Here is a 23,874-nt window from a genome sequence, read left to right as displayed (position 1 = left end):
GAGGCGACGAAGTCCACCATGTGGGACATCCGACCCGCGGCGTTGACCGGTCCTCGGGTGAGGGACAATGAAGGCTCTGTCAGGGCGGGTTGTGCGGGTAGTTGAGGGGACGCATGTCGGAGGCGGAGCAGACGGGCGGGGCCCGTCAGGATCAGAGCGCGCGTCTCCTCGCGGGCCGGTACCGGCTCGGTGACGTGCTCGGCCGGGGCGGCATGGGCACGGTCTGGCGGGCGAAGGACGAGACGCTGGGCCGCACGGTCGCCGTGAAGGAGCTGCGCTTCCCCTCCAGCATCGACGACGAGGAGAAGCGGCGCCTCATCACCCGCACCCTCCGCGAGGCCAAGGCGATCGCCCGGATCCGCAACACTGGCGCGGTGACGGTCTATGACGTGGTCGACGAGGACGACCGGCCGTGGATCGTGATGGAGCTGGTCGAGGGCAAGTCCCTCGCCGAGGCCGTCCGCGAGGACGGGCTGCTCACGCCGCGGCGCGCGGCCGAGGTCGGGCTCGCCGTGCTCGACGTGCTGCGCTCCGCGCACCGCGAGGGCATCCTGCACCGCGACGTGAAGCCGTCCAACGTCCTCATCGCCGAGGACGGCCGGGTGGTCCTCACCGACTTCGGCATCGCCCAGGTCGAGGGCGACCCGTCCATCACCTCGACGGGCATGCTCGTCGGCGCTCCCTCGTACATCTCGCCGGAGCGGGCGCGCGGCCACAAGCCCGGCCCCGCGGCCGACATGTGGTCGCTCGGCGGCTTGATCTACGCGGCGGTGGAGGGCGTGCCGCCGTACGACAAGGGCTCGGCCATCGCCACGCTCACCGCCGTCATGACCGAGGCGGTCGACCCTCCGGAGAACGCCGGTCCGCTGCTGGAGAAGGTCATCTACGGCCTGCTCGCCAAGGACCCCGAGCAGCGGCTCGACGACGCGAGCGCGCGGGCCCTGCTCCAGGAAGTGATCAACTCCCCGGACGGTGCGGCGGACAGGCGCCCCGAGGACCCGGCGGACGCCACGAAGGTCGTGCCCCTGCCGCCGGTGCCTCCGGTGCCCGCGCAGGGGCCCGGGACCTCCGGCGGCCGCAAGGGCGAGGAGGCGGCGGAGCGGCTGAAGGGCGCGTTCCGCTCGGTGCGCAAGAAGGCGGCCGCGGCGGCGACGTCCCGGGGCGCTGGAGCCGCGGCGGCCGGTGGGGCCACGGCGCTCGGCGGTTCCGCCACGGGCGGTTCCGCCACGGACCGGGGCACGGGCGGCGGCGGGCCCGCGACGGGCTCCCCGGCCGGAGCCCCGACGGCCGGAGCCCCCGCGGCCGGAGCCGTGGGTGGAGCGGTCACTTCGGGGAACCCTACGACGGGCACGAGCACCGGCACCGGCACCGGTGTTCCCGCGCGGCCCACGACCAGCCCGGCGGCGGCGCGCGTCACCGCGGCGGGCTCCGGCGCGAGCACGGCCACCGGCCTCGGCGCCAGCGCTGGTTCCGGTGTCGGTGCCGGGAGGAACTCCGCCGCCGCGGGGGGCGGTTCCCCGCTCGGCGCCCAGGTGCCCGCCCAGCCCGGGACGCCGCCCGGCACACCGCCCAGACCGCCCGCCAGGGCGCCGCTCACGGACGTGGTGCCCCGGCGCACGCTGGTGATCATCGCGGTGGTCGTCGTGCTCGCCGTGCTCGGCACGGTGCTCGCCTTCGCGCTCAACGGCGACGAGGGCGACAAGGGCGGCAAGGGCACCGGCACGTCCGCCTCCAGCGGCGCGAGCGCGGGCGGCGAGGGCAAGGGCAAGGACACCGACGACGGGAAGTCCGACGGGTCCGGGTCCGGCAAGGGCGACGGCGCCAAGGACGACGGCGCCAAGGGCGACCAGGGCGAGGACCAGGGCTCCGGCAAGGACGACGGCGCCGGTCAGGGCGCGCCCATCGGCGGGGACGGCAAGGAGAAGGGCAAGGACAAGGGCGACGGCGCCGAGACGACGCACAAGCACCCGCAGGGCTTCTCGATCGGCCTGCCCAAGGGCTGGACGTTCAAGGGCACGGACCGCGCGGGCGCGCGCTTCACGGGGCCGGACGACCAGCGGCTGCTCGTCGGCTGGACCACCACGCCCAAGGACAATCCGGTGGCCGACTGGAAGAACCAGGAGTCGGGCATGCGCCGGGCGGCATACAAGCGGATCCGGATAGAGAAGGTGGGCTTCCGCGGCTGGCTCACGGCCGACTGGGAGTTCACCTACGTCGACGGCGGCACCAAGTACCGCTCGGTCGACCGCGGCTTCGTGGTCAACGGCGGTCTCGGCTACGGACTGATGTACACGGCGAAGGCCGACCGCTGGGGCGATGACCAGCGCCGGGACACCTGGCGGACGTTCACGCGCACGTTCGAGCCCAAGAAGTGACCCAGGGGCGACCCGGGAGTGGTCCGAGGAGCGGGCCGGGCGGAGACCCGGGGGGCCTCGCGGATGATCCGCAAGCGGGGCCCGAGAAGAGCCGGAACCGGTGGTTGACGATCCGGTGAGATCTGGCATCCCGTCAATACGGTCCGGCCTGGAGACGTATCGTGAGTGCTTGCGGAGGGTAAGCAAGCGCAACGAGCCGTAAAACGAACGGAATTGACCACCGGGCGGTTGGGGGAGGCATCGTGGACGACTATGCGGGACGGGTGCTCGCCGACCGCTACCGCCTGCCGCTGCCGCCGGCCGATGAGTACGAGTTCGCCGAGACCCGCGCCTTCGACACCTATAGCGGCCAGGAAGTCCTGGTCAGGCAGGTCCCCCTGCCGGAGGTCGTCGAGGCGGAAGTGGTCGGCGACGAGGGCTACGGCGACGGCGACCTGAGTGACGTCCTGCCCGGCGGACTGCCCGAGGGCTTCAGGAGCGCGGGCTCCGGCGCGCGCACCCCCCGGCGCCCCGGCGCACGGGCCACGCGCAGGCCCAGCGACCCCGCGGTGCGCCGGGCCATAGAGGCCGCGCAGGCCGCCGCGCGCATCCCCGACCATCCGCGCCTGGACCAGGTCTTCGACGTGTTCGCGGAGGACGGCTCGCTGTGGATAGTCAGTGAGCTGGTGGCGGCCCGGCCGCTCGCGGCGCTGCTCGCCGACAAACCGCTGAACCCGTTCCGCGCGGCGGAGGTCGCCGCCGACGTCGTGACCGCGCTGCGCGTGCTGCACGCGCACGGCTGGGTCCACCGGAACATCACCGCGCGCACGGTGCTCGTCTGCGACGACGGGCGCGTGCTCCTCACGGGGCTCGCGGCGGGCGCGGCGGAGGAGGCCCTGTGCGGGTACGACCCGCGGCCCGAGGGCGAGGACTTCTCCGGCTTCACGGAGCCCGCGGGCGCCCTCGCGGCCGGAGAGGCGGGAGAGGCCGGAGAGGCCCGCGGCCTGGAGGCGGCCCCGGAGCCCGCGTACGAGCCCGACCCGCCGTACGAGTCCTATGAGTCCGACGCGTATGCGTCTGACGCGTACGAGCCGGGTGCCGTGTACGAGACCGACCCCGCCCCCGGGCCGGACGCCCGGCCCGAGCCCGACTACGCATCCGACCTGCGGGCGGCGCGCGCCGGTGCGATCGCCGCGTACCGCGCGGGCGCGGCCCGGGCGGCGGCTCAGGTCAGCGAGGCCGACACCGGCAGCGCCACCGGCCGGATCGCGGACCCGTACGGAGTGCGCGGCGGCCGCGAGGCCCACGGCGGCGCGCCGGAGAGCTGGAACGGCGGCGCCCGCAAGCAGTGGCACGGCGCCGTGCCCCGGACCGGCGTGCCCGCGCAGGGCGACGCCCTGGCCCCGAGCCTGGCCAAGCGACCGGCGCCGCCGCGGCGGCAGACACCGCCGGACGACGACGCGTACGACAGGTACGACACGCGCGACACCTACGACAGGCACGACAGGCACGACGAGCACGACAGGTACGGCACCGCGGCCGAGGAGGACCAGGAGGCCGCTGAGTACGAGGGCTCCGAGCCGGACGGCCGTGCCCTCAGCGGCCGTTGGGGCGACCCCGCGGCCGAGCGGCGGCCCCGGCGCGGCCCCGCCACCGCGCTCGCCGCCGAGCGGGCCCGGCACGCGCGGATGACGGTCGTGGGCGCGGTCACCGAGCGCTGGGCCCCCGAGCAGGCAGGGCCCGTGCACGAGAACTGGCAGCTCGCCGCGCCCATCGGCCCCGCCACCGACCTGTGGGCGCTCGGCGCGCTGCTCTTCCGCGCCGTCCAGGGACACGCGCCCTACCCGGAGGAGAACACCGCGGAGCTCGTGCAGATGGTGTGCGCGGAGCCGCCCGCGTTCGCCGAGGAGTGCGGGCCGCTGCGGCCGGTCGTGGAGTCGCTGCTGCGTCAGGACCCGACCGAGCGCATCGACTTCGAGGAGCTGAGCGGCTGGCTGCGCTCCCTGGTGCGGTCGGCGCCGGAGCCGGACGCGGGCACCCACGTGATACCGGCACCGCCGTACGACGGCGGCAGGCTGCCCGTCGTGCGCCGCCGGGGCGAGGTCGTGCGCAAGCGGCGCCCGCCCGCGCCGGTCGCCACGGGCACCGGCCACGGCCGCCACAAGCGCGGCCGGGAGCACACCCGGGACACCAGGCCGGTGCGGGCGCCCCGCCCGGAGCGGGAGCCGCGCCCCGCGCAGGGGCCGCGGTCCCTCGGCCGGGTGCTGCTCCTGGCGATCCTCGCGGGGCTCGTGGCGGCGGTCACGTACGCGATGCTGTTCATGCCCAAGGCCGATGAGAACGAGGGCGCGGGGCGCACGGGCACCGCGGGCGAGTCCAGCACCACCCCGGACGACCGCCCCGCGGGCAACGGCAAGCCGGGCCAGGGCGGCGACACCGACGACCAGGGCGAGGGCCAGGACGGCAGGCCGGGGAAGTCGCCCGACGGCGAGGAGACCCCCGGCGCGCAGGAGCCGCAGACCACCGCGTCCGGCGTGGCGCCCGGCTTCACGCTGCGCAAGGACACGGAGGGCTTCCGCGTCGCCGTGGCCAGCGGCTGGCAGCGCCAGGCGATGAACGGCCGGGAGCAAGTGCTCTACACCCACGGCAAGTTCGAGCTCCTCGTCGTCCCGGGCCGGGACAGCACCGGGGACTACGGCACGGACCCGATGAAGTACCAGAAGGAGGACGAGCGCGAGCTCCAGCCGTTCCGGGACTCCTCCTGGGCCACGTCCAGCGGGATGCGCCGGGTCGACGTGGGCGGCCGCGCCATGGCGGAGGGCCAGTTCACCTGGCAGGGGCCGGACGGCACGGAGGTCTTCGTGCGCAATCTGGCGCTGATCGTGGACGGCAAGTACCACGTGGTGCAGGTGCGCGGCCCGGAGGCCGAACGGGACGAGGTGGACCGGCTGTACGAGCAGGCGTCGAAGTCGTACCAGGCCACCGGCTGACGTCCGGACGGAACCGAACCGCCCCAGCCGCCGTCATCCTCGGCGCCGGGCGCAACTGGAAGTGGCCCCTCCGTACGCGGGGGTAACGCGGGGATTCGCGGTGGAACGGCGAAGGACCGGAGCCGCATCCGTCACAGTGCGGCTTCCGGCCACCCCCTCCCGTTCCCTGCCTCCCCGCGCCTCCTTACCCTTGGCTCTGTCAGAACCTGGGCCCTGTCAAGACCAACTGCGGGGGAACGTGAATCAGATGCAGGGCCTGCTCCTCGCCGGCCGCTACCGGCTCGGTGAGTCCATCGGCAGCGGTGGCATGGGGCGGGTGTGGCGCGCGCGGGACGAGGTGCTGCACCGGGCCGTCGCCGTCAAGGAGCTGACGGCCGCCCAGTGGGTGCAGGAGGCCGACCGCGCGGTCCTGCTGACGCGCACCCAGACGGAGGCGCGGGCCCAGGCGCAGATCAACCACTCCGCCGTCGTCACCGTCCACGACGTACTCGAGTACGACGACCGGCCGTGGATCGTGATGGAGCTCGTCGAGGGCTGCTCGCTCGCCGACGCCGTCAAGGAGCGGGGCCGCGTCGAGGCGCGCGAGGTCGCCCGCATCGGCCTGTGGGTGCTGCGCGCCCTGCGGGCCGCGCACACCGCCGGGGTCCTGCACCGCGACATCAAGCCGGGCAACGTCCTGCTGTCGAACGACGGCCGGGTGCTGCTCACCGACTTCGGCATCGCGGCGATCGAGGGCGACAAGACCATCACGCGCACCGGCGAAGTGGTGGGGTCCGTCGACTATCTGGCGCCCGAGCGGGTCAGCGGCGCCAACCCCGGCCCCGCGGCCGACCTGTGGGCGCTCGGCGCCACGCTGTACACGGCGGTGGAGGGCACCTCGCCGTTCCGCCGCACCTCGCCGCTCGGCACCATGCAGGCCGTGGTGACGGAGGAGCCCAAGGCGGCCGCGCACGCCGGACCCCTCGGCCCGGTCATCGCCGCGCTGTTGCGCAAGGACCCGACCGCGCGGCCGAGCGCGGACGAGGCGGAGCAGATGCTCGCCGAGGCCGCGGAGGGACGCAGGCCCAGCGCCGCGCCCGCGTACGTACCGACGCGGGCCAACCAGCTGCCGCCGCCCGCGACCCAGCCCGCGACCCAGCCCGCGACCGCGCCGCAGACGGCCCCCGTGATCCCGACGCCCCCCGCGGCGCCCGGCAGGGGCCGCTGGGTCAGACGGCTCGCGCTGGTCGCCGCGGCGGCGCTGCTCGGCGGCGGCGCGGTGTTCGGATACCTGCAGTTCGGCGGTGACAACGGCGACCGCGCCCGCGCCGAGGCCAGCGAGGGCAAGGAGAGCAGGGACAGCAAGGACGGCAAGGGCGGTGACCGGGTCGTCGGCGGCATCCCCTCCGACTGGGTGCGGGTGCGCGACGCCGAGGGCTTCAGCCTGATGCTGCCCAAGGGCTGGTCGCGGCGCGTGGACGGCAACCAGATCGACTACACGCCGGACAACGGCCGCCACTTCGTGCGCATCGCCGTCGACCGCAGCCCTGACTTCGACAGCCCCTACGCCCACCAGCTCGACCTGGAGCGACAGCTCAAGCTGCCGGACTACGAACGCCTGCACCTGAACTCCAACAACTTCCGCGACCACCCCGGCGCGCTGTGGGAGTTCCGCTGGACGGCGGGTTCGAGCGACACCACCAAGGGCCCCCGGCACGCCATCGAGCAGGGGTACGTCAACGGCGACGGCGTCGAGTACATGATCTACATGTCGGGCCCCGAGGAGAGCTGGGACACGACGCGGGAGCAGTTCGACGCGGTGCTGCGCGGCTGGCGCGACTGACCCCCGCGCGGGCGGCCTGAACTGGCCGGTCTCCGGCCCCACCTGCGGTGGTCCGGATCGAGGGCCACACCTCTGGGGCATGATGGCCGCATGGGGAGCCTGGGTGACAGCACCCGTGTGATCGCCGGTCGTTACCGCGTCGAAGCGCGGCTCGGCCGGGGCGGCATGGGTGTCGTGTGGCGGGCCAGTGACCAGCTCCTCGGGCGCCGGGTCGCCGTCAAGGAGCTCGCGTTCGACGAGACCCTCTCCGAGGAGGAGGCCGCCCGGCAGCGCGAGCGCACCCTGCACGAGGCGCGCGCGGTGGCGCGGCTGAGCCATCCGCACATCGTGGTCGTGCACGACGTGGTGGTCCAGGACGGCCACGCGTACCTCGTCATGGAGTACGTCGACGGCGTGTCGCTCGCGCGGCGCATCGCCCGCTCGGGGCCGCTCCCCCCGCACGCGGCGGCCCGGGTCGGCCTCGATCTGCTCGGCGCGCTGCGCACCGCGCACGCCGCCGGGATCCTGCACCGCGACCTGAAGCCCGCGAACGTGCTCATCGAGGAGGCCACCGGCCGCGTCGTCCTCACGGACTTTGGAATCGCGCAGGTCAGCGGGGCTACGACGCTCACCGAGAGCGGGTCGTTCGTCGGCTCGCCGGAGTACACCGCACCCGAGCGGATGTCCGGCGAGCGGACCGGGCCCGCCTCCGACCTGTGGTCGCTCGGGGCGCTGCTCGTCGCGGCGGTCAGCGGCGAGTCGCCGTTCCGCCGCGACTCGATCGGCGGGGTGCTGCACGCCGTCGTCTTCGACGAGATACGCCCGCCGCCCGCCGCGGCGCCGCTCGCTCCCGTCGTCCTCGGGCTGCTCGAACGCGACCCGGAGCGACGGCTCGACGCGGCCTCGGCGGAACGGCTGCTGCGTACGTACGTCGTGACCGGCACGATGCCGAGGCTCGACGGGGACCGGTCGGGCTCGGGCCTGCTGCCCGCCGCGTTATGGCCGGGGCGCCATCCGTCCACCCCACGTGACCTGCCTCGATACCAGCGGACCAAGGCCGCGGTGCTGCTGCCGCTCCCGGCGGACCCCTACGAGCCAGGACCGGCCACCCGGCAGCGGCTGAACCGGCGGCAGAGCCGCACCATGCTCGTCGCCGCCGTCCTGGTCGCCGCCGTGGCGGGCGGCGCGGTCTCGGCCGCCGCGCTCCTGCTCGGCCGCGACGGCGAAGGGGAGGGGGGAAATCCGGCCACGTCGGCCACGCGGGACGGACCCGGCACCGCGGCCACCGACGCTCCCCGGCCCACGGCCACCTCCACGGTCACCAAGACACCGGACTCCGTGCGGCCCTCCACGCCCGACGCCCCGCGCGGCTACCGCCTGGCGAAGGACCCGCGCGGCTTCACGCTCGCCGTGCCCACGGGCTACCGGCGCACCACGGACGGGCCGCGCACCTACTACACCTCCCCGGACGGCGCCTTCCGCGTCGGCATCAAGGCCGCCGCCCCGGTGCCCGGCGGCCCGTCCGCGGCCCAGCGCCGCGCGCACGCGGCGGGCCCCGAGCGCAGCCCCGGCTACCGCGACGGGCAGGTCACCGAGACCACCCGCAACGGCCGCCCCGCCGCGCTGTGGCAGTACACCCGGCAAGGGCCGCTCCGCACCTACGACCTGTGCTGGGAGGAGGGCGGGCGGATGTACGACGTGTGGGTGTCGGCTCCGCTGCCCGAATCCGGGCGGGGACGGCGGTACTTCGACACCGCGGTCGACACGTTCGTACGCCGCTGACGGGCCGCCGTACACGGGCCCGTACGGGGTGGCTCCCGTGCGCCGAGGGCCTGGTGGGGGCGTGAGTTCCCGGTCCGTGCATCACCCAGGTCACAAGTGGGGGCCCCGGCTGGAATCAGACACGCCGGGCAAGGTAGTCATGGGTCCATGAGTAACGACGGGGGAGCCTCCTACGGGCCGCACGACACCACCAGCTACGGGTTGCAGCCGCCGCGCCCCCCAGAGCAGGGCGGGACGCCGGACCCCCATCCGTACGCGGAGGCGGTGCAGACCGTCCCGGGCCAGCAGGCTCCGCAGGCCCCGTCGGCTTCGCGGACGCCGCTCGCCCCGCAGGCGGGGGCCACCCGGTCCGACCCGGGCACGGGCCGTCTCGTGGGCGGCCGCTACCGGCTGCTCGCCAAGCTCGGGCACGGCGGCATGGGCACGGTCTGGCGGGCCAAGGACGAGACCGTCGACCGCGAGGTGGCCGTCAAGGAGCCGCGTCTGCCCGACCACCTGCCCGACCGCGAGCGCGCCAACGCCTTCGAGCGGATGCGCCGCGAGGCCCGCGCCGCCGCCCGCCTCGACCACCCGGCGGTCGTGAACGTCCACGACGTCGTCGTCGAGGACGACCAGCCGTGGATCGTCATGGAGTTCGTACGGGGGCGTTCGCTCGGCGCCGCGCTGCGCGAGGGCACCCTCGGCGCGCGCGAGGCGGCGCGCGTCGGCCTCGAAGTGCTCGGCGCCCTGGAGGCGGCGCACGCGGCGGGCATCCTGCATCGCGACGTGAAGCCGGACAACGTGCTGCTCGGCGACCACGACCGCGTCGTCCTCACCGACTTCGGCATCGCCCAGATCGAGGGCGAGACGAATCTGACGGACACCGGCGGCTTCGTCGGCTCGCCCGAGTTCATCGCCCCCGAGCGCGTCCTCGGCCAGCGTCCCGGACCGGCGTCCGACCTGTGGTCGCTCGGCGTCGTCCTGTACGCGGCGACGGAGGGCGTGTCGCCGTTCCGCCGCAGCAACACGCCCGCGACCCTGCAGTCCGTCCTGAACGCCACGCCCGCGGCGCCCGCCTCCGTGCGGGGGCCGCTCGCCGACGCCATCAACGGCCTGCTGCACAAGGACCCCGCGCACCGCCCGAACGCGGGGCGGGTGCGGGCGCTCCTGGAGGAGGCCGCGCGGCCGCCGCAGCCCCCGCCGACGCAGGTGGTCACGGTCGCGGGCGAGCAGGGCGGGCCGCGTGGCAAGGGCGTCTTCCTCGGCCGCAAGGCGCTCGTGGTGATCGGCGCGGCGGTGGCTGCCGCGGTGGTGGCGGGCGTGCTCGTCGCGGTGAACCCGTTCGGCGGCGACTCCTCGGACGCGGGCGAGTGGGAGAAGCACGACGAGAAGAAGCTCGGCGCCACGGTGTGGGCGCCCAAGGGCTATGCGACATGGATGCCCGGCGACGACGCCGCGCCGAAGGAGCACTGGGTCTCCTACCGGGACTCCAGCGGTCAGATCTCGGTGACGCTGACCCTCGACAAGAAGTCCGAGGACGACCTCAACTACATCGCGGGCACCTCCATGGCCGAGGCGTACGAGGACATGAAGGACCTGGACCAGGGCAGTTCGGTGCTCGGTTCGGCGCTGAGCCCGGACGCGCTGCGGCCGGGCAAGAAGACCACGCAGAGCGACTACAAGGGCAGCCAGTCCGCGGAGAACGTCGTTCCGTACACGAACAAGGAGAGCGAGACGGAGTACCCGCGCGAGGCCACGATCTTCTACTACCGGACCAAGTCCGGGAACATGTACAAGCTGTGGATCGACTACCCGGCCAAGAGCGACTTCACCGAGCGCGGCCGTGAGGTGGCGCGGAAGGCCATCGAGGACCTGGAGATCAGCAAGCCCTGAGGGGGTGTTGCCCGCGGGCAAGGGCGTGACCGGCGTCGACTAACGCGCTGATCAGCGGCTTTGCTGCCAGCAGGCACTGGCGCGGTGGCGGGCGGCCGCCGGGCCCGCGTGCGAGACCCGTGAAAGCTCGTTACCCATGGGTACCCAAAGCGTCCGCCCAGGCATACGCTCACCGTCATGACGGACTCGCAGGCCCCCGCGGCACCCCTCGGTACGAACCCGATCGCCCAGGCCCCGCGCGGCGCCCGCACCGCCGCCGACGTGGTCACGCCCGAACTGGTCGCCCAGCTCACCCGCGATGTGCTCGGCTCGGGCCGCACGGCCAACCACACGCCGTTCACCGGCGAGCGGCTGGCCGAGCTGCCCGAGTCCACGCCCGAGGACGTCGCCACCGCCTTCGAGCGGGCCCGTACCGCGCAGATCGCCTGGGCGCGCACGCCCGTGCGCCGGCGCGCCGCGGTGCTCCTGCGCTTCCACGACCTGCTGCTCCAGCGCCAGAGCGAGGCGCTCGACCTGATCCAGCTGGAGACCGGCAAAGCGCGGCTGCACGCGCACGAGGAGATCCAGGCCGTCGTCGTCGCGGCCCGCCACTACGGTCGCCGCGCGCCCGCCTATCTGAACCCCAAGCGCCACACGGGTGTCGTCCCCGCCCTGACGAAGGTCACCGAGCTGCGCCAGCCGCGCGGCGTCGTCGGCCAGATCGCGCCCTGGAACTACCCTCTTGAGCTGTCCATCGGCGACGCCCTGCCCGCGCTCGTCGCGGGCAACGCGCTGGTCATGAAGCCGGACACGGAGACCGCCCTGACCGCGCTGTGGGCCCGGGACCTGATCATCGAGGCGGGGCTGCCCGCCGAGGCGTTCCAGGTCGTGCTCGGCGACGGCCCCGTCGTGGGCCCTGAACTCGTCAAGCACGCCGACTACGTCTCCTTCACGGGCTCGACGCGCACCGGGCGCGAGGTCGCCACGGGCGCCGCCGCCCGGCTCGTCGGCGTCTCCCTCGAACTCGGCGGCAAGAACGCCATGCTGGTCCTGCACGACGCCGACGTGGACAAGGCCGCCGCGGGCGCGGTCCGCGCCTGCTTCTCGTCCGCGGGCCAACTGTGCATCTCCATCGAGCGGTTGTACGTCCACGAGGCGATCGCGGACACCTTCGTCGAGCGGTTCGCCGCGCGCACCAGGGCGATGCGGCTCGGGCGCTCGCTCGCGTACGGCGCCGAGATGGGCTCGCTGGCCGGTGAGCGGCAGCTGGAGGCCACCCGGCGGCACGTCGACGAGGCCGTGGCCAAGGGCGCCACCCTCGTCGCGGGCGGCACGGCCCGGCCGGACATAGGCCCGTACTTCTACGAGCCCACGATCCTCGACGGCGTCGAGGCGCCGATGGCCGTGTGCACGGAGGAGACCTTCGGCCCGGTCGTCTCGATCTACCGCTTCACCGACGAGAACGAGGCGGTGGAGCTCGCCAACGCGACGCCCTACGGCCTGAACTCCTCGGTGTGGACGAAGGACGGCAAGCGCGGCCGCGCCCTCGCCGCCCGCCTGCGCACCGGCACCGTCAACGTCAACGAGGGCTTCGCGCCCGCCTACGGCAGTGTGCAGTCGCCGATGGGCGGCATGAAGGACTCGGGCCTCGGCCGCCGCCACGGCTCCGAGGGCATCCTCAAGTACACCGAGGCGCAGACCGTGGCCCACCAGCGCCTCATCCCGCTCGCGCCGTCCTTCGGCATGGACGACGAGAAGTACGCGGCGTTCATGACGACGAGCCTGAAGGTGATGAAGGCGCTGCGCCTGCGCTGACGGGAGCGCCCCGAAAGGGCGCGGGGAACTGCGCGCTCAGCTCCCACAGGCCCGCAGATTCGACTTGTACGGAGGAGACCCAATGCCACAGGACACCTCTGTCCAGCACGAGGACACCCAGGGCAGGGAGGACAGCGAGGGCGACTACGACGTGATCGTCGTAGGATCCGGCTTCGGCGGATCCGTGGCCGCGCTGCGGCTCACGGAGAAGGGCTACCGGGTAGGCGTACTGGAAGCGGGCCGCCGCTTCACGCGCGCCACCCTGCCCAGGAACTCCTGGGACCTGAAGAACTACCTCTGGGCTCCCGCACTCGGCCTGTACGGCATCCAGCGCATCCATCTGCTCGGCAACGTGATGGTCCTGGCGGGCGCGGGCGTGGGCGGCGGGTCGCTGAACTACGCGAACACGCTCTACGTGCCGCCTGCGGCGTTCTTCGACGATCCGCAGTGGAAGGACATCACGGACTGGCAGGACGAGCTGCGTCCGTACTACGAGCAGGCCAAGCGCATGCTCGGGGTGCGGCTCAATCCAACGACGACTCCCTCCGACGTCCATCTCAAAGCGGCCGCCGAGGCCATGGGCGTGGGCGACAGCTTCCACATGGCACCGGTCGGTGTCTTCTTTGGTGACGGACGGGACGCCACCGGTGAGTCAACGGCCGGGCCCGGCAGGGAAGTTCCCGACCCGTACTTCGGCGGCGCGGGCCCCGCGCGCCGGGCCTGCACCGAGTGCGGCGAGTGCATGACGGGCTGCCGCTACGGCGCGAAGAACACGCTCACCGAGAACTACCTGTACCTCGCCGAGAAGGCCGGGGCGGTCATCCACCCGATGACGACCGTCGTCACCCTCACCGAGGACTCGCGCGGCGGTTACGCGGTGGCCACGCTGCCCACCGACAACAAGCGCAAGGGCAGGGGCCACACGTTCCGGGCCCGGTGGGTCGTCCTGGCCGCGGGCACCTACGGCACGCAGACGCTGCTGCACCGCATGAAGGACAGCCATCTGCTGCCGCGCGTGTCCCGGCGCCTCGGCGAGCTGACGCGCACCAACTCGGAGGCCCTGGTGGGCGCGCAGACCTCCGACCGGCGCTACCGCAAGCGCCACGGGGGCGCCCCGGGCGGCCGGGCCGACTTCAGCCGGGGCGTGGCCATCACCTCGTCCATCCATCCCAACGGCACCACCCACATCGAGCCCGTCCGCTACGGCAAGAAGTCCAACGCCATGGGCACCCTGACCCTGCTCCAGGTGCCGTACACCGCCAAGGGCGGCAAGGCGCGGGTCGCGGGCTGGCTCGCCAACTCCGCCCGGCACCCGGTGCTCACGCTGCGCTCCCTGTCGAACCGCCGCTGGTCGGAGCGGACCATCATCGGCCTGGTCATGCAGACCCTGGACAACTCGCTGACCACGTACCGCAAGGAGAAGGGCCTGGGCAAGGGCTTGCTGACGGCCCGACAGGGCCACGGCGCGCCCAACCCGGACCAGATCCCGGAGGCCACGCGCGCCGCGACCCTCATCGCCCAGGAGATCAACGGCTTCCCCGGCTCGAACGTCGGCGAGCTGATGGGCACCCCGCTCACCGCGCACTTCCTGGGCGGCTGCCCGATCGGCGACTCCCCGGAGACGGGCGTCATCGACCCCTACCACCGGCTGTACGGGCACCCGGGGATCTCCGTGGTCGACGGCTCGGCGGTGTCCGCGAACCTGGGCGTGAACCCGTCCCTGACGATCACCGCGCAGGCGGAGCGCGCCATGTCGTTCTGGCCGAACAAGGGCGGCACCGATCCGCGTCCCGCGCAGGGCACGGCGTACGCGCGTCTCGCACCGGTCGAGCCGAAGTCCCCGGCGGTCCCGGCGGACGCGTTCGGGGCGCTGCGGCTGCCGTTCCTCGGGGTGCCGGTGGTGCCGCCGAAGGGCGGGTCCGGGGCGCCCTAGGGGCGACCGGGCTTCCAGGGCTCCCGCGCTCCGTACGGCGGCTCCCAGGGCTTCGTACAGCCGCTTCCGGGATCCGTACAGCCGCTTCCGGGATCCGTACAGCGAAAGGACCTGCACCCCCCTCCGAGTGCAGGTCCTTCGCGTCTTTCGGTGGTCTCGTGGTCACACGCGCGCGTGGAGCGCGCTATGCGGCGTCCGAGTTACCACGTCGGCGCGCCACGAACACGGCGCCCGCCCCTACGACGACGGCGACGCCGCCGACGATGCCGATGGTCGGCAGCGCGGAGCTCGATCCGGTCTCGGCGAGGCTGCCGCTGGGCGTCGGGCTCGTCGTGACGGTGGTGTGCTTGATGGGCTTGACGCCGCCCTGTGGCTTGGGGGCGGGGCGCGGGGCGGGCCGGTCCGGCAGCTGGATGGCCTCGCCCGGGTAGTCGATGCCGCTGCCCGGCTTCAGGACCGTGAACTCGAAGAAGTCGAACGAGCTGTGCGTGCACTTGAGCTCGGCGTCCGTGTAGCCGCCGAGGCCGAGCGCGTAGCCCGGGCCCGCCGGGGCCTTGGCGCTGATGTCGAGGCGCAGCTTGAGCTCGATCTTCTCGTGGGCGCCGAGCGTGGTCTTCCCGAAGTAGCTGCCGTCCGAGACCTCGTCGATGATCGACTTCCAGCCACCGGCCGTAGGGTCGAGGTACTGGATGCGCGCGTACGTGCTCAGCCAGTTCCGCTCGTGCTCGCTGTTGGAGAAGTTGTCCACGGCCGCGAGCCAGTTGACCTCGCCGAGCTCGTCGTCGCTGGGGTTGGCGGCGGTCAGTGTGAACGCGTGCCAGCCGCTGCCCGCGGCGATCTTGCGGGGCAGGCCCTTGAGGCTCAGTTCGAGGCGGCTCTCGAGGTCGTCGCCGGTCTTGTCGTCGACCTCGCAGGGCTCCGGCGTGGGGTCCTTCTCGTGGTCCTTGCCCTGGGACGGGGGCTTGTCGCCCCCTTCGCCGCCGGGCTTGGTGGCGCCGTCACCGGGCTTGCCGCCAGGCTTTTCGCCGGGCTTTTCACCAGGCTTGTCACCGGGCTGCTCGCCCGCCCCTGGCTTCTCGCCGGGCTTCTGGGCGTCACCGGGCTTGCCGCCGGGCTCACCGGGCTTGGCACCCGGCTCCTTTGGTCCGTCCGGTCCGGCGCCGTCGTCGCCGGGCCCGCCGGGCTTCTCCGTCGGCTCCTGCGTGCCCGGTGTGGGCGTGCCGGAGGTCTCCGGGGTCTCGCTCACGCTCGTGCCCGGCGTCGCGGCATCGCCCTCGGTCGCGAGCGCGGCGGGAGCCGAGAGCAGCGCGAGCGGGGCGAGCGCGGCAGTCGCCGCCGCGGCGGCCAGGGCACGGCGAAGCTTCATGAAGACCTCGGTGAGTCCGGCGCGCCGCGCGTCTCGCGTGGCACGAAGCTGGGGCCTCCGCGCCGGGGCACGGAAGTGGCCGTAGTTACGCATGCATGACTTGTGCTTCCTGTGAATGGTTGCATCCGAACTCACGGATTCTTTATGTGCTTTGGGTCACATCTCTGGAGGATGTGAAGAGTCCGGGCTTGTGCGGTCCTCGTGGGTGTCGTAGAACTTCCCCCGTTTGCAAGCGAGATGGAACCGCCGCAGGGCAACGGGCGGGGGAGGGGGGCACAGTGTCCGTACAGTCGCCGCGTGAGCCCGATGACGAGGCGCCCATACCCGACGAGGTGTGGGCGAGGTTCGCGCAGGACAGCGAGCGGGAGATCCGCGCCTCGGCGCCCAAGGAGCCGTCGGCGCGGGCGCGCATGGTGGCCGAGCGGCTGCGCAAGCTGGACGCCGAGGCGGCCCGGCAGCAGGCCAAGGGCACGGTGGGGCGCAAGCGCCGCAAGCGCAAGGAGGCGGCCGCGGAGCCCTGGCGCCCGGACGACTGGCGGTCCGCGCCGGTGGGGCCGCGCCGCGGCGGCGCCGGTTCCGGGCGGTGGCGCCAGGTCCGCAGCGTGGTGATCGTCGTGGGCTTCATGGTCCTCGCGATCCTGCTCCTGAGCCCGTACCGGTTCTGGCCCTGGCTGGGCTGACCGTTTGCGATTCGATGCCGATCCGTGGAACCGCCCGCGGCGATCTTCGGTCGTAGAAGGGGTGCGGGTGACTCCGCACGCAGGGCTCCGTGGCGAGCAAGGGTGAGAGTGGGGGAACGTGAAGTCAGCTGTGTCGCGTGTGGTGGTGGCCGCCTCGGTCGTGGCGACGCTGGGCCTGACCGCGGCGTGCGGCGGCGGTGACGGCGACGGCCGCGACGGGGGCAAGTCGTCGACGGAGCAGGCGAAGCCGAAGGGGTCGGGCGGCGGCGGGCCGGGCGGGACCGGCGCGGCTGACGGAAGCGGTGCGTCGGGCGGCTCCTCGGAGGGCTCTTCGGGGGGCTCCTCGGGCGGCGGCGCACCGGCGAAGCTGACGGCCGCCTCCCTGGCCAAGGGTGACGTCCGCGGCCACGAGGTGACGCCCCGCAAGCCGAACAAGCTGGAAGCCGCGTGGGCCGGTGCGGCGGCCTCCCCGGCCGCCTGCGCCCCGCTGGCGGACCTCCTGACGTCCGCCACGCCGCCCGGGGCGAAGGGACACGTCGGCCGCACGGTCACCGGCAAGAGCACCCGCGACATGTCGACGACGGACATCGAGCTGTACGCGTACGACGACGATGACGCCGCCGAGCGGGCCCTCGCGGATCTGCGCGCGGCGACCAAGGCCAAGAAGTGCGCCGTCTTCCGCACCGGCGAGCTGCGCTACTCGGGCGTCACGGCGCTGACCGCGCCGGACAAGGGCGACGAAGCCGTCGGCTACCGCCTCGGCGGCCGCCAGGGCGAGTTCGTGAAGCGCTGGACGGTCACCGTCGTGCGCAAGGGATCCACCCTCGTGTCCTTCGCCGCGTCGAGCCTGTACGACCCCCAGAGCGTGGCGCGCGACGACGAGAGCCTGGAGGACGGCGGGTCCGACCAGCCGACGGCGGACAGGGCGGACACCCAGCCGAAGGTCCCGGCGGCGGTCATGGACGCGCAGCTGGCCAAGGTGAAGTAGCGGACGCGGGCGGCGCCGCCGGGAAGCCCCGATGACGCCGCCCGCCGCACGAGCGAAGGGCCCCGCGGGACGGATCCGCGGGGCCCTTGGCTGTCAGCACCGACGTCAGGGCAGCGTCGGTGCTTCGGGGCGGCGCCGGGGGGAGTACGCCGCTGGTTCGTGTGTCGCTGGTTCGTGTGCCGGTGGCCGCTCCGGCGCGCAAGGGGCGCGCGGCTGGTTTAGACCAATGGCAATGGAGTTCTGTAAGAGGCGGCTGCCCGCTCGCCCTCTACGCATCGTGGAGGATGGCCGGTTCTCTGCGCAACCGTTTCGACTACATCCACTTGTGCCCGAGGGGAACACCCGGGCGGAAGGCCTGGAGGCCGGTCGGCTCCGGGCGTCCCCGGAGCCGACCGTTCCCTGGGTGACCGGGCTGCTGTCCCCTGCCGTCCGGTCACATCTCTGGGGCGAGGTCCCACGGCGTACGAATGATCCGTACGCCTCATCGCCCCAGCGGAGGAGCCACGCGTGGTTCTTTCGGGCCGCCCGCCCCTGGCTGGCACGGACACCGGGACCAACGAAGCCCGTCGGGAACCGGTCACGCGCCGTACGGGTGAGAAGGCGTCCGAACTCAGGTCCGTGGCGCAGTGGTTCCGTGTGCGCACGTGCCCGCGCCGGGAGGCCCTCGCGGTGGGTCGCGGTGGGTCGCGGTGGGCGTGGTGCGGCCGCGGCGCGGCTGTGGTGCGGCTGCCGTGCGGGGCCGGGCGGCCTCAGACGCGGCCGCGGCACAGCTCCAGGAGCGTCATCGCGAGCGCGGTGCCGGGCTTGCCGAGCGCGTCCCGGTAGTGGGCGAGGATCTCCATCTCGCGCGAGAGGTTCACGCGCCGCCCGCCCGAACTGATGCGGGCCTCCTGGATCACCGCGGAGACCGCCATCCGCTCCTGGACCAGACCAATGATCCGGTCATCGAGCGCGTCGATCCGCTCACGGGCACCACCGATCAGCTCGGCGGCTTCGGGCGTACGGGCACCCGTCCGCTCGGCGGGGGTGGTGGGCTGCTGCGTGGTGGCGGTCATGGTGGGGCTCCTCGCTGGAATCGTCTGGCGGCGGTGCCCCGGGAGACAAGGACCCGGAAACGACAGGACGCCCCGGGCCTTTCGGCCCGGGGCGCCTGGGAAGTCGCTTGTTCAGGAGATCAAGCAGCTCGACCATGGCAGCCGGCGGGCCGGTTGCCATAGGTAAAGAGGAAGCCGAGGTGCTTGTTCACGGAGCCAGTATGCCCCCAGGCGTGCGCGGCGGGTCAAACCGGGTGTGAGCTGGCTCGCATACTGAGACGCGCGCTTGGCCGGGGCCGGGGCCCGGGGCGTGGCCCCCTTCACCCCGGCGCCCCCTACCTGTGGGCGGCTGGTCCGCCCAGGGGGCGGAAGCGGCGGGCACAGGGCGAACCGCCGCCGCCCCTGCTCCTCGCCCCCACCCTTAGCGCGGCCGGACCTCGGCCCGGCTTCCAGCGGTCCCCGTACGGGTGTGGAGCGGGTTCCGGAGCGGCGTGGAGCGGGTCCCGGAGCGGGGCCGGGGGCGGCTGCCGACGGGCCCTGCCACCGGGGCCGCGGGCCCGGCGTCCGTCGGATACGACGAAGGCGCCACGGCCGGGCCCGTTAGAATCGACAAAACAACCCCAGCTCCAACCGCGCGCGCACCCCTCGTGCACCCTTCCGCTCACGAACCTCCTGCGCACGCTCAACGCCGGAAGGCCGCCGCCGTGTCCTCAGCGACTCCCGCTGCCGCCGCTCCCGACACCGTTCTGGTCGTCGACTTCGGAGCGCAGTACGCCCAGCTCATCGCCCGCCGCGTCCGCGAAGCCCGGGTCTACAGCGAGATCGTGCCGAGCACCATGCCGGTCTCCGAGATGCTCGCCAAGAACCCCGCGGCGATCATCCTCTCCGGCGGCCCGTCTTCGGTGTACGCGGAGGAGGCCCCGTCGGTCGACCGCGCCCTGTTCGAGGCGGGTGTCCCCGTCTTCGGCATGTGCTACGGCTTCCAGCTGATGGCCACCACCCTCGGCGGCACCGTCGACAACACCGGTGCCCGTGAGTACGGCCGCACCCCGCTCAGCGTCTCCAAGCCCGGCTCGACCCTCTTCGAGGGCACCCCGGCCGACCAGTCCGTGTGGATGTCGCACGGCGACGCGTGCAGCGCCGCCCCCGAGGGGTTCACCGTCACCGCCTCCACGGACGTCGTCCCCGTCGCCGCCTTCGAGAACGACGAGAAGAAGCTCTACGGCGTCCAGTACCACCCCGAGGTCATGCACTCCACGCACGGCCAGCAGGTCCTGGAGCACTTCCTCTACCGCGGCGCGGGCCTGAAGCCGAGCTGGACCACCGGCAGCGTCATCGACGAGCAGGTCGCCGCCATCCGCGCCCAGGTCGGCAGCAAGCGCGCCATCTGCGGCCTGTCCGGCGGTGTCGACTCCGCCGTGGCCGCCGCCCTGGTGCAGAAGGCCATCGGCTCCCAGCTGACCTGCGTGTACGTCGACCACGGCCTGATGCGCAAGGGCGAGACCGAGCAGGTCGAGAAGGACTTCGTGGCCGCCACCGGCGTGCAGCTGAAGGTCGTCGACGCCCAGGAGCGCTTCCTCACCGCCCTCGCCGGCGTCTCCGACCCGGAGACCAAGCGCAAGATCATCGGGCGTGAGTTCATCCGCGTCTTCGAGCAGGCGCAGGCCGACATCATCGCCGAGGGTGCCGCCGACGGCGAAGAGGTCGCCTTCCTCGTCCAGGGCACGCTCTACCCGGACATCGTCGAGTCCGGCGGCGGCACCGGCACCGCCAACATCAAGTCCCACCACAACGTGGGCGGCCTCCCCGAGGACCTGGAGTTCGAGCTCGTCGAGCCGCTGCGCCAGCTCTTCAAGGACGAGGTGCGCATGGTCGGCCAGGAGCTCGGCCTGCCCGACGAGATCGTCCAGCGCCAGCCCTTCCCGGGCCCCGGCCTCGGCATCCGCATCGTCGGCGAGGTCACCAAGGACCGCCTCGACCTGCTGCGGGAGGCCGACGCCATCGCCCGCGAAGAGCTCACCGCCGCCGGTCTCGACCGCGAGATCTGGCAGTGTCCCGTGGTGCTCCTCGCCGACGTCCGCTCCGTGGGCGTCCAGGGCGACGGCCGCACCTACGGCCACCCGATCGTGCTGCGCCCCGTCTCCTCCGAGGACGCGATGACGGCCGACTGGTCCCGCCTGCCGTACGACGTGCTTGCCCGCATCTCGACCCGCATCACGAACGAGGTCGCCGACGTCAACCGCGTCGTCCTCGACGTGACCAGCAAGCCGCCGGGCACCATCGAGTGGGAGTGACCCGACCGTCGGGGCCCCGCCCCACGGCCGGTCCGGGCCGCACGGCCCGCCCGCGCCCCCAGGCCTGAACGCCGGTGCCGCCGCCCCCGCCGGGGACGGCGGCACCGGCGTTCTCACGTCCGCCGTGTCGTGCGCACCGGCTGCCCCGGCTTCCACAGCTGCACGGCCAGATACTTCTCGTCCTCGATGGCCGTCCGCACGACCTCCATCAGCTCCACCCGGAACAGATGGAACGCCGACGGGTCCGGCGGCCGCACCTCGTCCGTGTACCGCTTCACCGTCTCCGGGTCGCGCACCTCCACCGCCCGGCCGGAGATCCGTACGTCCCCGCCGCCCATCTCCGTGCCCGACCCCGGGTTCGCCTGGAGCGTGCACCGCGGATCGCGCCGCAGGTCGAGCGCCTTGAGCGAACCCGGCATCATCCCGAGCCACAACTCGCCGTTCAGGAACCTGACCTCCAGGCCCGACGTGCGCGGCGACCCGTCCTTGCGCAGCGTCGCCAGAACGTGGTGCGTGAACTTCCCGAATCGCTCCTCCACCATGCGAGCCAGCTCGGGTTCCGCGGTCGCGAACGACTTCCAGTTGTCTGTCATGCCGACAGTCTGACGCCGATACCCGACATCCGCTGTCTCCTTTTCCTGTCCACCGCGCTACCGCCCGGCACACCCGGCTCCAGGCTCTCTTCACAGAAGGCCCCTGTCGCCCTTCGCTGACCGGCGGTGACTTCCGCTCCGTACGATCAAGGACGGAGGACAGACGCGGGCGCCCACACCCATACCCGTCGAGCGGCTCCACTTCGCCATGCCCCCGGTGCACGACAGGCCGGAGGACGAACGGCGCCACCGCAAGGAGCGGCTCGCCGGTGCCCTGCGCGTCTTCGGCCGTCTCGGCTACGAGGACGGCGTCTCCGGCCACATCACCGCGCGCGACCCCGAACACCCGGACCGCTTCTGGGTGAACCCCTTCGGCATGCCCTTCAAGCACGTCACCGTCAGCGACCTCGTCCTCGCCAACGCGGCGGGGCAGGTCGTGGAGGGGTGCCACCACGTCAACCAGGCCGCGTTCACCGTCTACGCCGAGGTCTACAGGGCCCGGCCCGACGCCGTCGCGCACTGCCACTCCGTCCACGGTCACGCCCTCGCCGACCACAAGGCGCTCATCCTGCGCAACCACGGCCTGCTCACTGTGGGCGGCTCCGTCGACGCCGCCGCCTGGTGGTTCATCTCCATGGAGCGGCCCAGCCAGGTCCAGCTCGCCGCCCGGGCCGCGGGCCACCCGGTGCTCATTGCCCACGAAGAGGCCGTGCGGACCCGGGAGCAGCTCGGCGGCGACCTCGTGGCCTGGATCAACTACCAGTCCCTGTGGCAGGACATCAGCCGCTCCGAACCCGATCTGCTCTTCTGGACCCGCCGCACCCGCCGCCCGGCCGGGCCCGCCCCGGCCCCACGTCAACACGCGTGACCTCCGACCACCCGCGCTGACCTGACCCGCGGAACGCGCACAGGCGTCCGTACGGCACAATTCCCAGTCATTGCAAGGTAGTTCGCGAGCGCGTGGGCGGCGGCAGAGCCGGTCACGAGTTCGATCACGGCCTCGGCCGAGGGCGGGGAAGGCGGGGTACGCGGTGGCGGTGCAGGAAGCCAGGCAGAGGACGCACGGGGGTGGCTGCACGTGCGGCGACTGCCCGCACGGCGCACGCGAGGGGCACCGGCGCGCCGTGGCCGCGTTCCTCGCCAAGCGCGACGAGTTGGCGGCCGGGCACGGGGTGCCCGCGGCCGTCGTGCACTCGGCGGGCGCCTCCCGCCAATGGGTGTCGGACGAGCTGACCCAGTCCGCCAGGGCCGTCGCCGAACGCGGGCGCGCCGAGGGGGCGGCCTGGCTCGCCCGGCTGTGGCGGTACACCCTCGTCGCCGTCTGGACGGGCGTCGTCGCGCTGCTGCTCGTCCAGGCGCTCACGGCCGTCGGCAGCGGCTGGACGGACACGCGCACGGCCGGACTGCTCGCGGCGCTCGCCATGGCCTTCCTGCTGTCCGGGGCCGCGTATCTGCACCGCGCGCGCGGGGGCGTCCTCGCGCCCGTCATCGGTGAGGACAACCGTCTGTCCACTTCGCGCGCCGTCGCTGCCTCCTGGGTGTTGCTCGTCGTCTTCGCCGTACTCGTCCTCGCGGGTGAACTCGCCGCGGCCGCCGGTGACGAGGAACGCGACGCCCTCATCGACGGCCTCCAACTCGACCGCGTCGCGGGCCTGGTGACCGTCCTCGCCGTCGTCTGCGCCGTCGCCGTGCTCGTGCGGCGGGTCGTGGGCCTCAGGGTCCTCGCGCAGAAGCTGCAGAAGGTACGCGCGGACCGGCCCAGGGCCGCCGATCTCCTCACCGACGACTCGGGCCGCGGCCACTTCGCGGACGCCCAGTACCTCCTCGTCAGCACCGCCGCCGTCGTCTTCGTCGCCGTCCGGCTGGCCCGCCGCCCCGAGCAGCTGCCCGACCTGCCATGGGGGCTCGCCCTCCTCGTGCTCGTATCAGCTGCCACATACGTGGCGGGCAAGTACTCCGAGGGCGGCCGACCCGTGATCCTGTCCGTCGTCCGGGCCCGGGAGGCGGGCGATCTGGACGCGCCGATCCGCACCGGAGACGACATCGAGATCCGCGGCGCGGGCTTCGTGCCGCCCGGCGCGCAGAACGCGGACCGTCTCGCCCGGATGGCCGTCCGCATCGGCGCCGTCCACGTCCACGTGCCGCTCGTGCCGGTCGCCGGGGGCTTCACCAACCCCTCGGACACCGTCCTGACCGTGCCCGTGCCCGTCGACGTCGAGCCCGGCCGCGTCGACGTCCAAGTGATCACGGCGGCAGGTGTCGAGACCAACCGCTGCACCATCGACGTGACGGACTGACCGCCCCACCGCACCGCCTTGCGCACGGACCGCGCGATCCACCGCCCGGCAGCCCGCACCGCGCCGAATGGACGCATGCGCTCCCCCCTTCCGCGT

Annotated in this window: 15 protein-coding genes; 12 read left to right on the top strand and 3 right to left on the bottom strand. The window is 73.3% G+C overall.

Features of this window, described 5'->3' with window-relative positions; genetic code table 11:
* The first annotated feature begins 113 nt into the window (after positions 1-113).
* The 7 genes from ACIG3E_RS02245 to ACIG3E_RS02215 all read left to right on the top strand — a co-directional run bounded on the left by ACIG3E_RS02245 (position 114) and on the right by ACIG3E_RS02215 (position 14,526).
* Entirely contained in the window at positions 114-2,375 is a 2,262-nt protein-coding gene (locus ACIG3E_RS02245) for a serine/threonine-protein kinase (protein WP_399610156.1), read from the top strand.
* Between the two features lie 242 nt (positions 2,376-2,617).
* The gene (locus ACIG3E_RS02240) at positions 2,618-5,344 is read left to right on the top strand and encodes a protein kinase (RefSeq protein WP_399610153.1); all 2,727 of its coding nucleotides are present in this window, start codon (positions 2,618-2,620) and stop codon (positions 5,342-5,344) included.
* A 247-nt stretch (positions 5,345-5,591) separates the two neighbouring features.
* A complete protein-coding gene (locus tag ACIG3E_RS02235) occupies positions 5,592-7,166 on the top strand; it encodes a protein kinase (RefSeq protein WP_399610763.1) in 1,575 nt (524 codons plus the stop codon).
* A gap of 90 nt (positions 7,167-7,256) precedes the next feature.
* Positions 7,257-8,927, top strand: coding sequence for a protein kinase (locus ACIG3E_RS02230; RefSeq protein ID WP_399610150.1), 1,671 nt, complete (start codon positions 7,257-7,259; stop codon positions 8,925-8,927).
* A gap of 147 nt (positions 8,928-9,074) precedes the next feature.
* Positions 9,075-10,799: a serine/threonine-protein kinase gene (locus ACIG3E_RS02225; protein WP_399610146.1), complete on the top strand. Its 1,725-nt coding sequence runs from the start codon at positions 9,075-9,077 to the stop codon at positions 10,797-10,799.
* 177 nt (positions 10,800-10,976) lie between these two features.
* Positions 10,977-12,593, top strand: a complete 1,617-nt coding sequence (locus ACIG3E_RS02220) for a succinic semialdehyde dehydrogenase (RefSeq protein WP_399610143.1) — start codon at positions 10,977-10,979, stop codon at positions 12,591-12,593.
* Positions 12,594-12,675: 82 nt separating this feature from the next.
* Positions 12,676-14,526 (top strand): GMC oxidoreductase, encoded by a 1,851-nt coding sequence (locus ACIG3E_RS02215; protein WP_399610141.1) that lies wholly within the window; start codon positions 12,676-12,678, stop codon positions 14,524-14,526.
* Between the two features lie 184 nt (positions 14,527-14,710).
* Here the strand turns inward: ACIG3E_RS02215 and ACIG3E_RS02210 are convergent, their stop codons facing one another.
* Positions 14,711-15,892: an LAETG motif-containing sortase-dependent surface protein gene (locus tag ACIG3E_RS02210; RefSeq protein ID WP_399610138.1), complete on the bottom strand. Its 1,182-nt coding sequence runs from the start codon at positions 15,890-15,892 to the stop codon at positions 14,711-14,713.
* A 278-nt stretch (positions 15,893-16,170) separates the two neighbouring features.
* On the opposite strand from ACIG3E_RS02210, the gene ACIG3E_RS02205 reads away from it, so the two are divergent.
* Together ACIG3E_RS02205 and ACIG3E_RS02200 are read left to right on the top strand one after the other, a co-directional pair.
* On the top strand, positions 16,171-16,572 hold the full coding sequence (locus ACIG3E_RS02205) for a hypothetical protein (RefSeq protein ID WP_399610136.1): 402 nt from the start codon (positions 16,171-16,173) through the stop codon (positions 16,570-16,572).
* A gap of 118 nt (positions 16,573-16,690) precedes the next feature.
* Complete coding sequence (locus ACIG3E_RS02200; protein ID WP_399610134.1) at positions 16,691-17,560, top strand: hypothetical protein; 870 nt, start codon at positions 16,691-16,693, stop codon at positions 17,558-17,560.
* 749 nt (positions 17,561-18,309) lie between these two features.
* Here the strand turns inward: ACIG3E_RS02200 and ACIG3E_RS02195 are convergent.
* Positions 18,310-18,615, bottom strand: a complete 306-nt coding sequence (locus ACIG3E_RS02195; RefSeq protein WP_138961362.1) for a chorismate mutase — start codon at positions 18,613-18,615, stop codon at positions 18,310-18,312.
* Positions 18,616-19,298: 683 nt separating this feature from the next.
* Between ACIG3E_RS02195 and guaA the strand changes: the two genes are divergently transcribed.
* Positions 19,299-20,888, top strand: coding sequence for a glutamine-hydrolyzing GMP synthase (gene guaA, locus ACIG3E_RS02190; RefSeq protein WP_399610130.1), 1,590 nt, complete (start codon positions 19,299-19,301; stop codon positions 20,886-20,888).
* Positions 20,889-21,001: 113 nt separating this feature from the next.
* On the opposite strand, the gene ACIG3E_RS02185 is transcribed toward guaA, so the two are convergent.
* On the bottom strand, positions 21,002-21,481 hold the full coding sequence (locus tag ACIG3E_RS02185; protein WP_399610128.1) for a pyridoxamine 5'-phosphate oxidase family protein: 480 nt from the start codon (positions 21,479-21,481) through the stop codon (positions 21,002-21,004).
* 208 nt (positions 21,482-21,689) lie between these two features.
* Here ACIG3E_RS02185 and ACIG3E_RS02180 point away from each other — a divergent pair, with 208 nt between their 5' ends.
* Both ACIG3E_RS02180 and ACIG3E_RS02175 read left to right on the top strand, forming a co-directional pair.
* On the top strand, positions 21,690-22,349 hold the full coding sequence (locus ACIG3E_RS02180) for a class II aldolase/adducin family protein (RefSeq protein ID WP_399610125.1): 660 nt from the start codon (positions 21,690-21,692) through the stop codon (positions 22,347-22,349).
* 163 nt (positions 22,350-22,512) lie between these two features.
* On the top strand, positions 22,513-23,778 hold the full coding sequence (locus ACIG3E_RS02175) for a hypothetical protein (protein ID WP_399610122.1): 1,266 nt from the start codon (positions 22,513-22,515) through the stop codon (positions 23,776-23,778).
* Positions 23,779-23,874 lie beyond the last annotated feature (96 nt).

This window comes from Streptomyces sp. NPDC053474 (genome assembly GCF_044544845.1).
Classification (GTDB): domain Bacteria; phylum Actinomycetota; class Actinomycetes; order Streptomycetales; family Streptomycetaceae; genus Streptomyces.
The sequence above is the reverse complement of the archived record's forward strand: the minus strand, read 5'-3'. Positions and strand labels throughout refer to the sequence as shown.

What these genes read in the sequence shown, in the direction of transcription:
- ACIG3E_RS02245 (WP_399610156.1), top strand. Translation starts at nt 114, where the DNA reads ATGTCGGAGGCGGAGCAGACGGGCGGGGCCCGTCAGGATCAGAGCGCG.
- ACIG3E_RS02235 (WP_399610763.1), top strand. Translation starts at nt 5,592, where the DNA reads ATGCAGGGCCTGCTCCTCGCCGGCCGCTACCGGCTCGGTGAGTCCATC.
- ACIG3E_RS02230 (WP_399610150.1), top strand. Translation starts at nt 7,257, where the DNA reads ATGGGGAGCCTGGGTGACAGCACCCGTGTGATCGCCGGTCGTTACCGC.
- ACIG3E_RS02225 (WP_399610146.1), top strand. Translation starts at nt 9,075, where the DNA reads ATGAGTAACGACGGGGGAGCCTCCTACGGGCCGCACGACACCACCAGC.
- ACIG3E_RS02220 (WP_399610143.1), top strand. Translation starts at nt 10,977, where the DNA reads ATGACGGACTCGCAGGCCCCCGCGGCACCCCTCGGTACGAACCCGATC.
- ACIG3E_RS02215 (WP_399610141.1), top strand. Translation starts at nt 12,676, where the DNA reads ATGCCACAGGACACCTCTGTCCAGCACGAGGACACCCAGGGCAGGGAG.
- ACIG3E_RS02210 (WP_399610138.1), bottom strand. Translation starts at nt 15,892, where the DNA reads ATGAAGCTTCGCCGTGCCCTGGCCGCCGCGGCGGCGACTGCCGCGCTC.
- ACIG3E_RS02195 (WP_138961362.1), bottom strand. Translation starts at nt 18,615, where the DNA reads ATGACCGCCACCACGCAGCAGCCCACCACCCCCGCCGAGCGGACGGGT.
- ACIG3E_RS02185 (WP_399610128.1), bottom strand. Translation starts at nt 21,481, where the DNA reads ATGACAGACAACTGGAAGTCGTTCGCGACCGCGGAACCCGAGCTGGCT.
- ACIG3E_RS02180 (WP_399610125.1), top strand. Translation starts at nt 21,690, where the DNA reads ATGCCCCCGGTGCACGACAGGCCGGAGGACGAACGGCGCCACCGCAAG.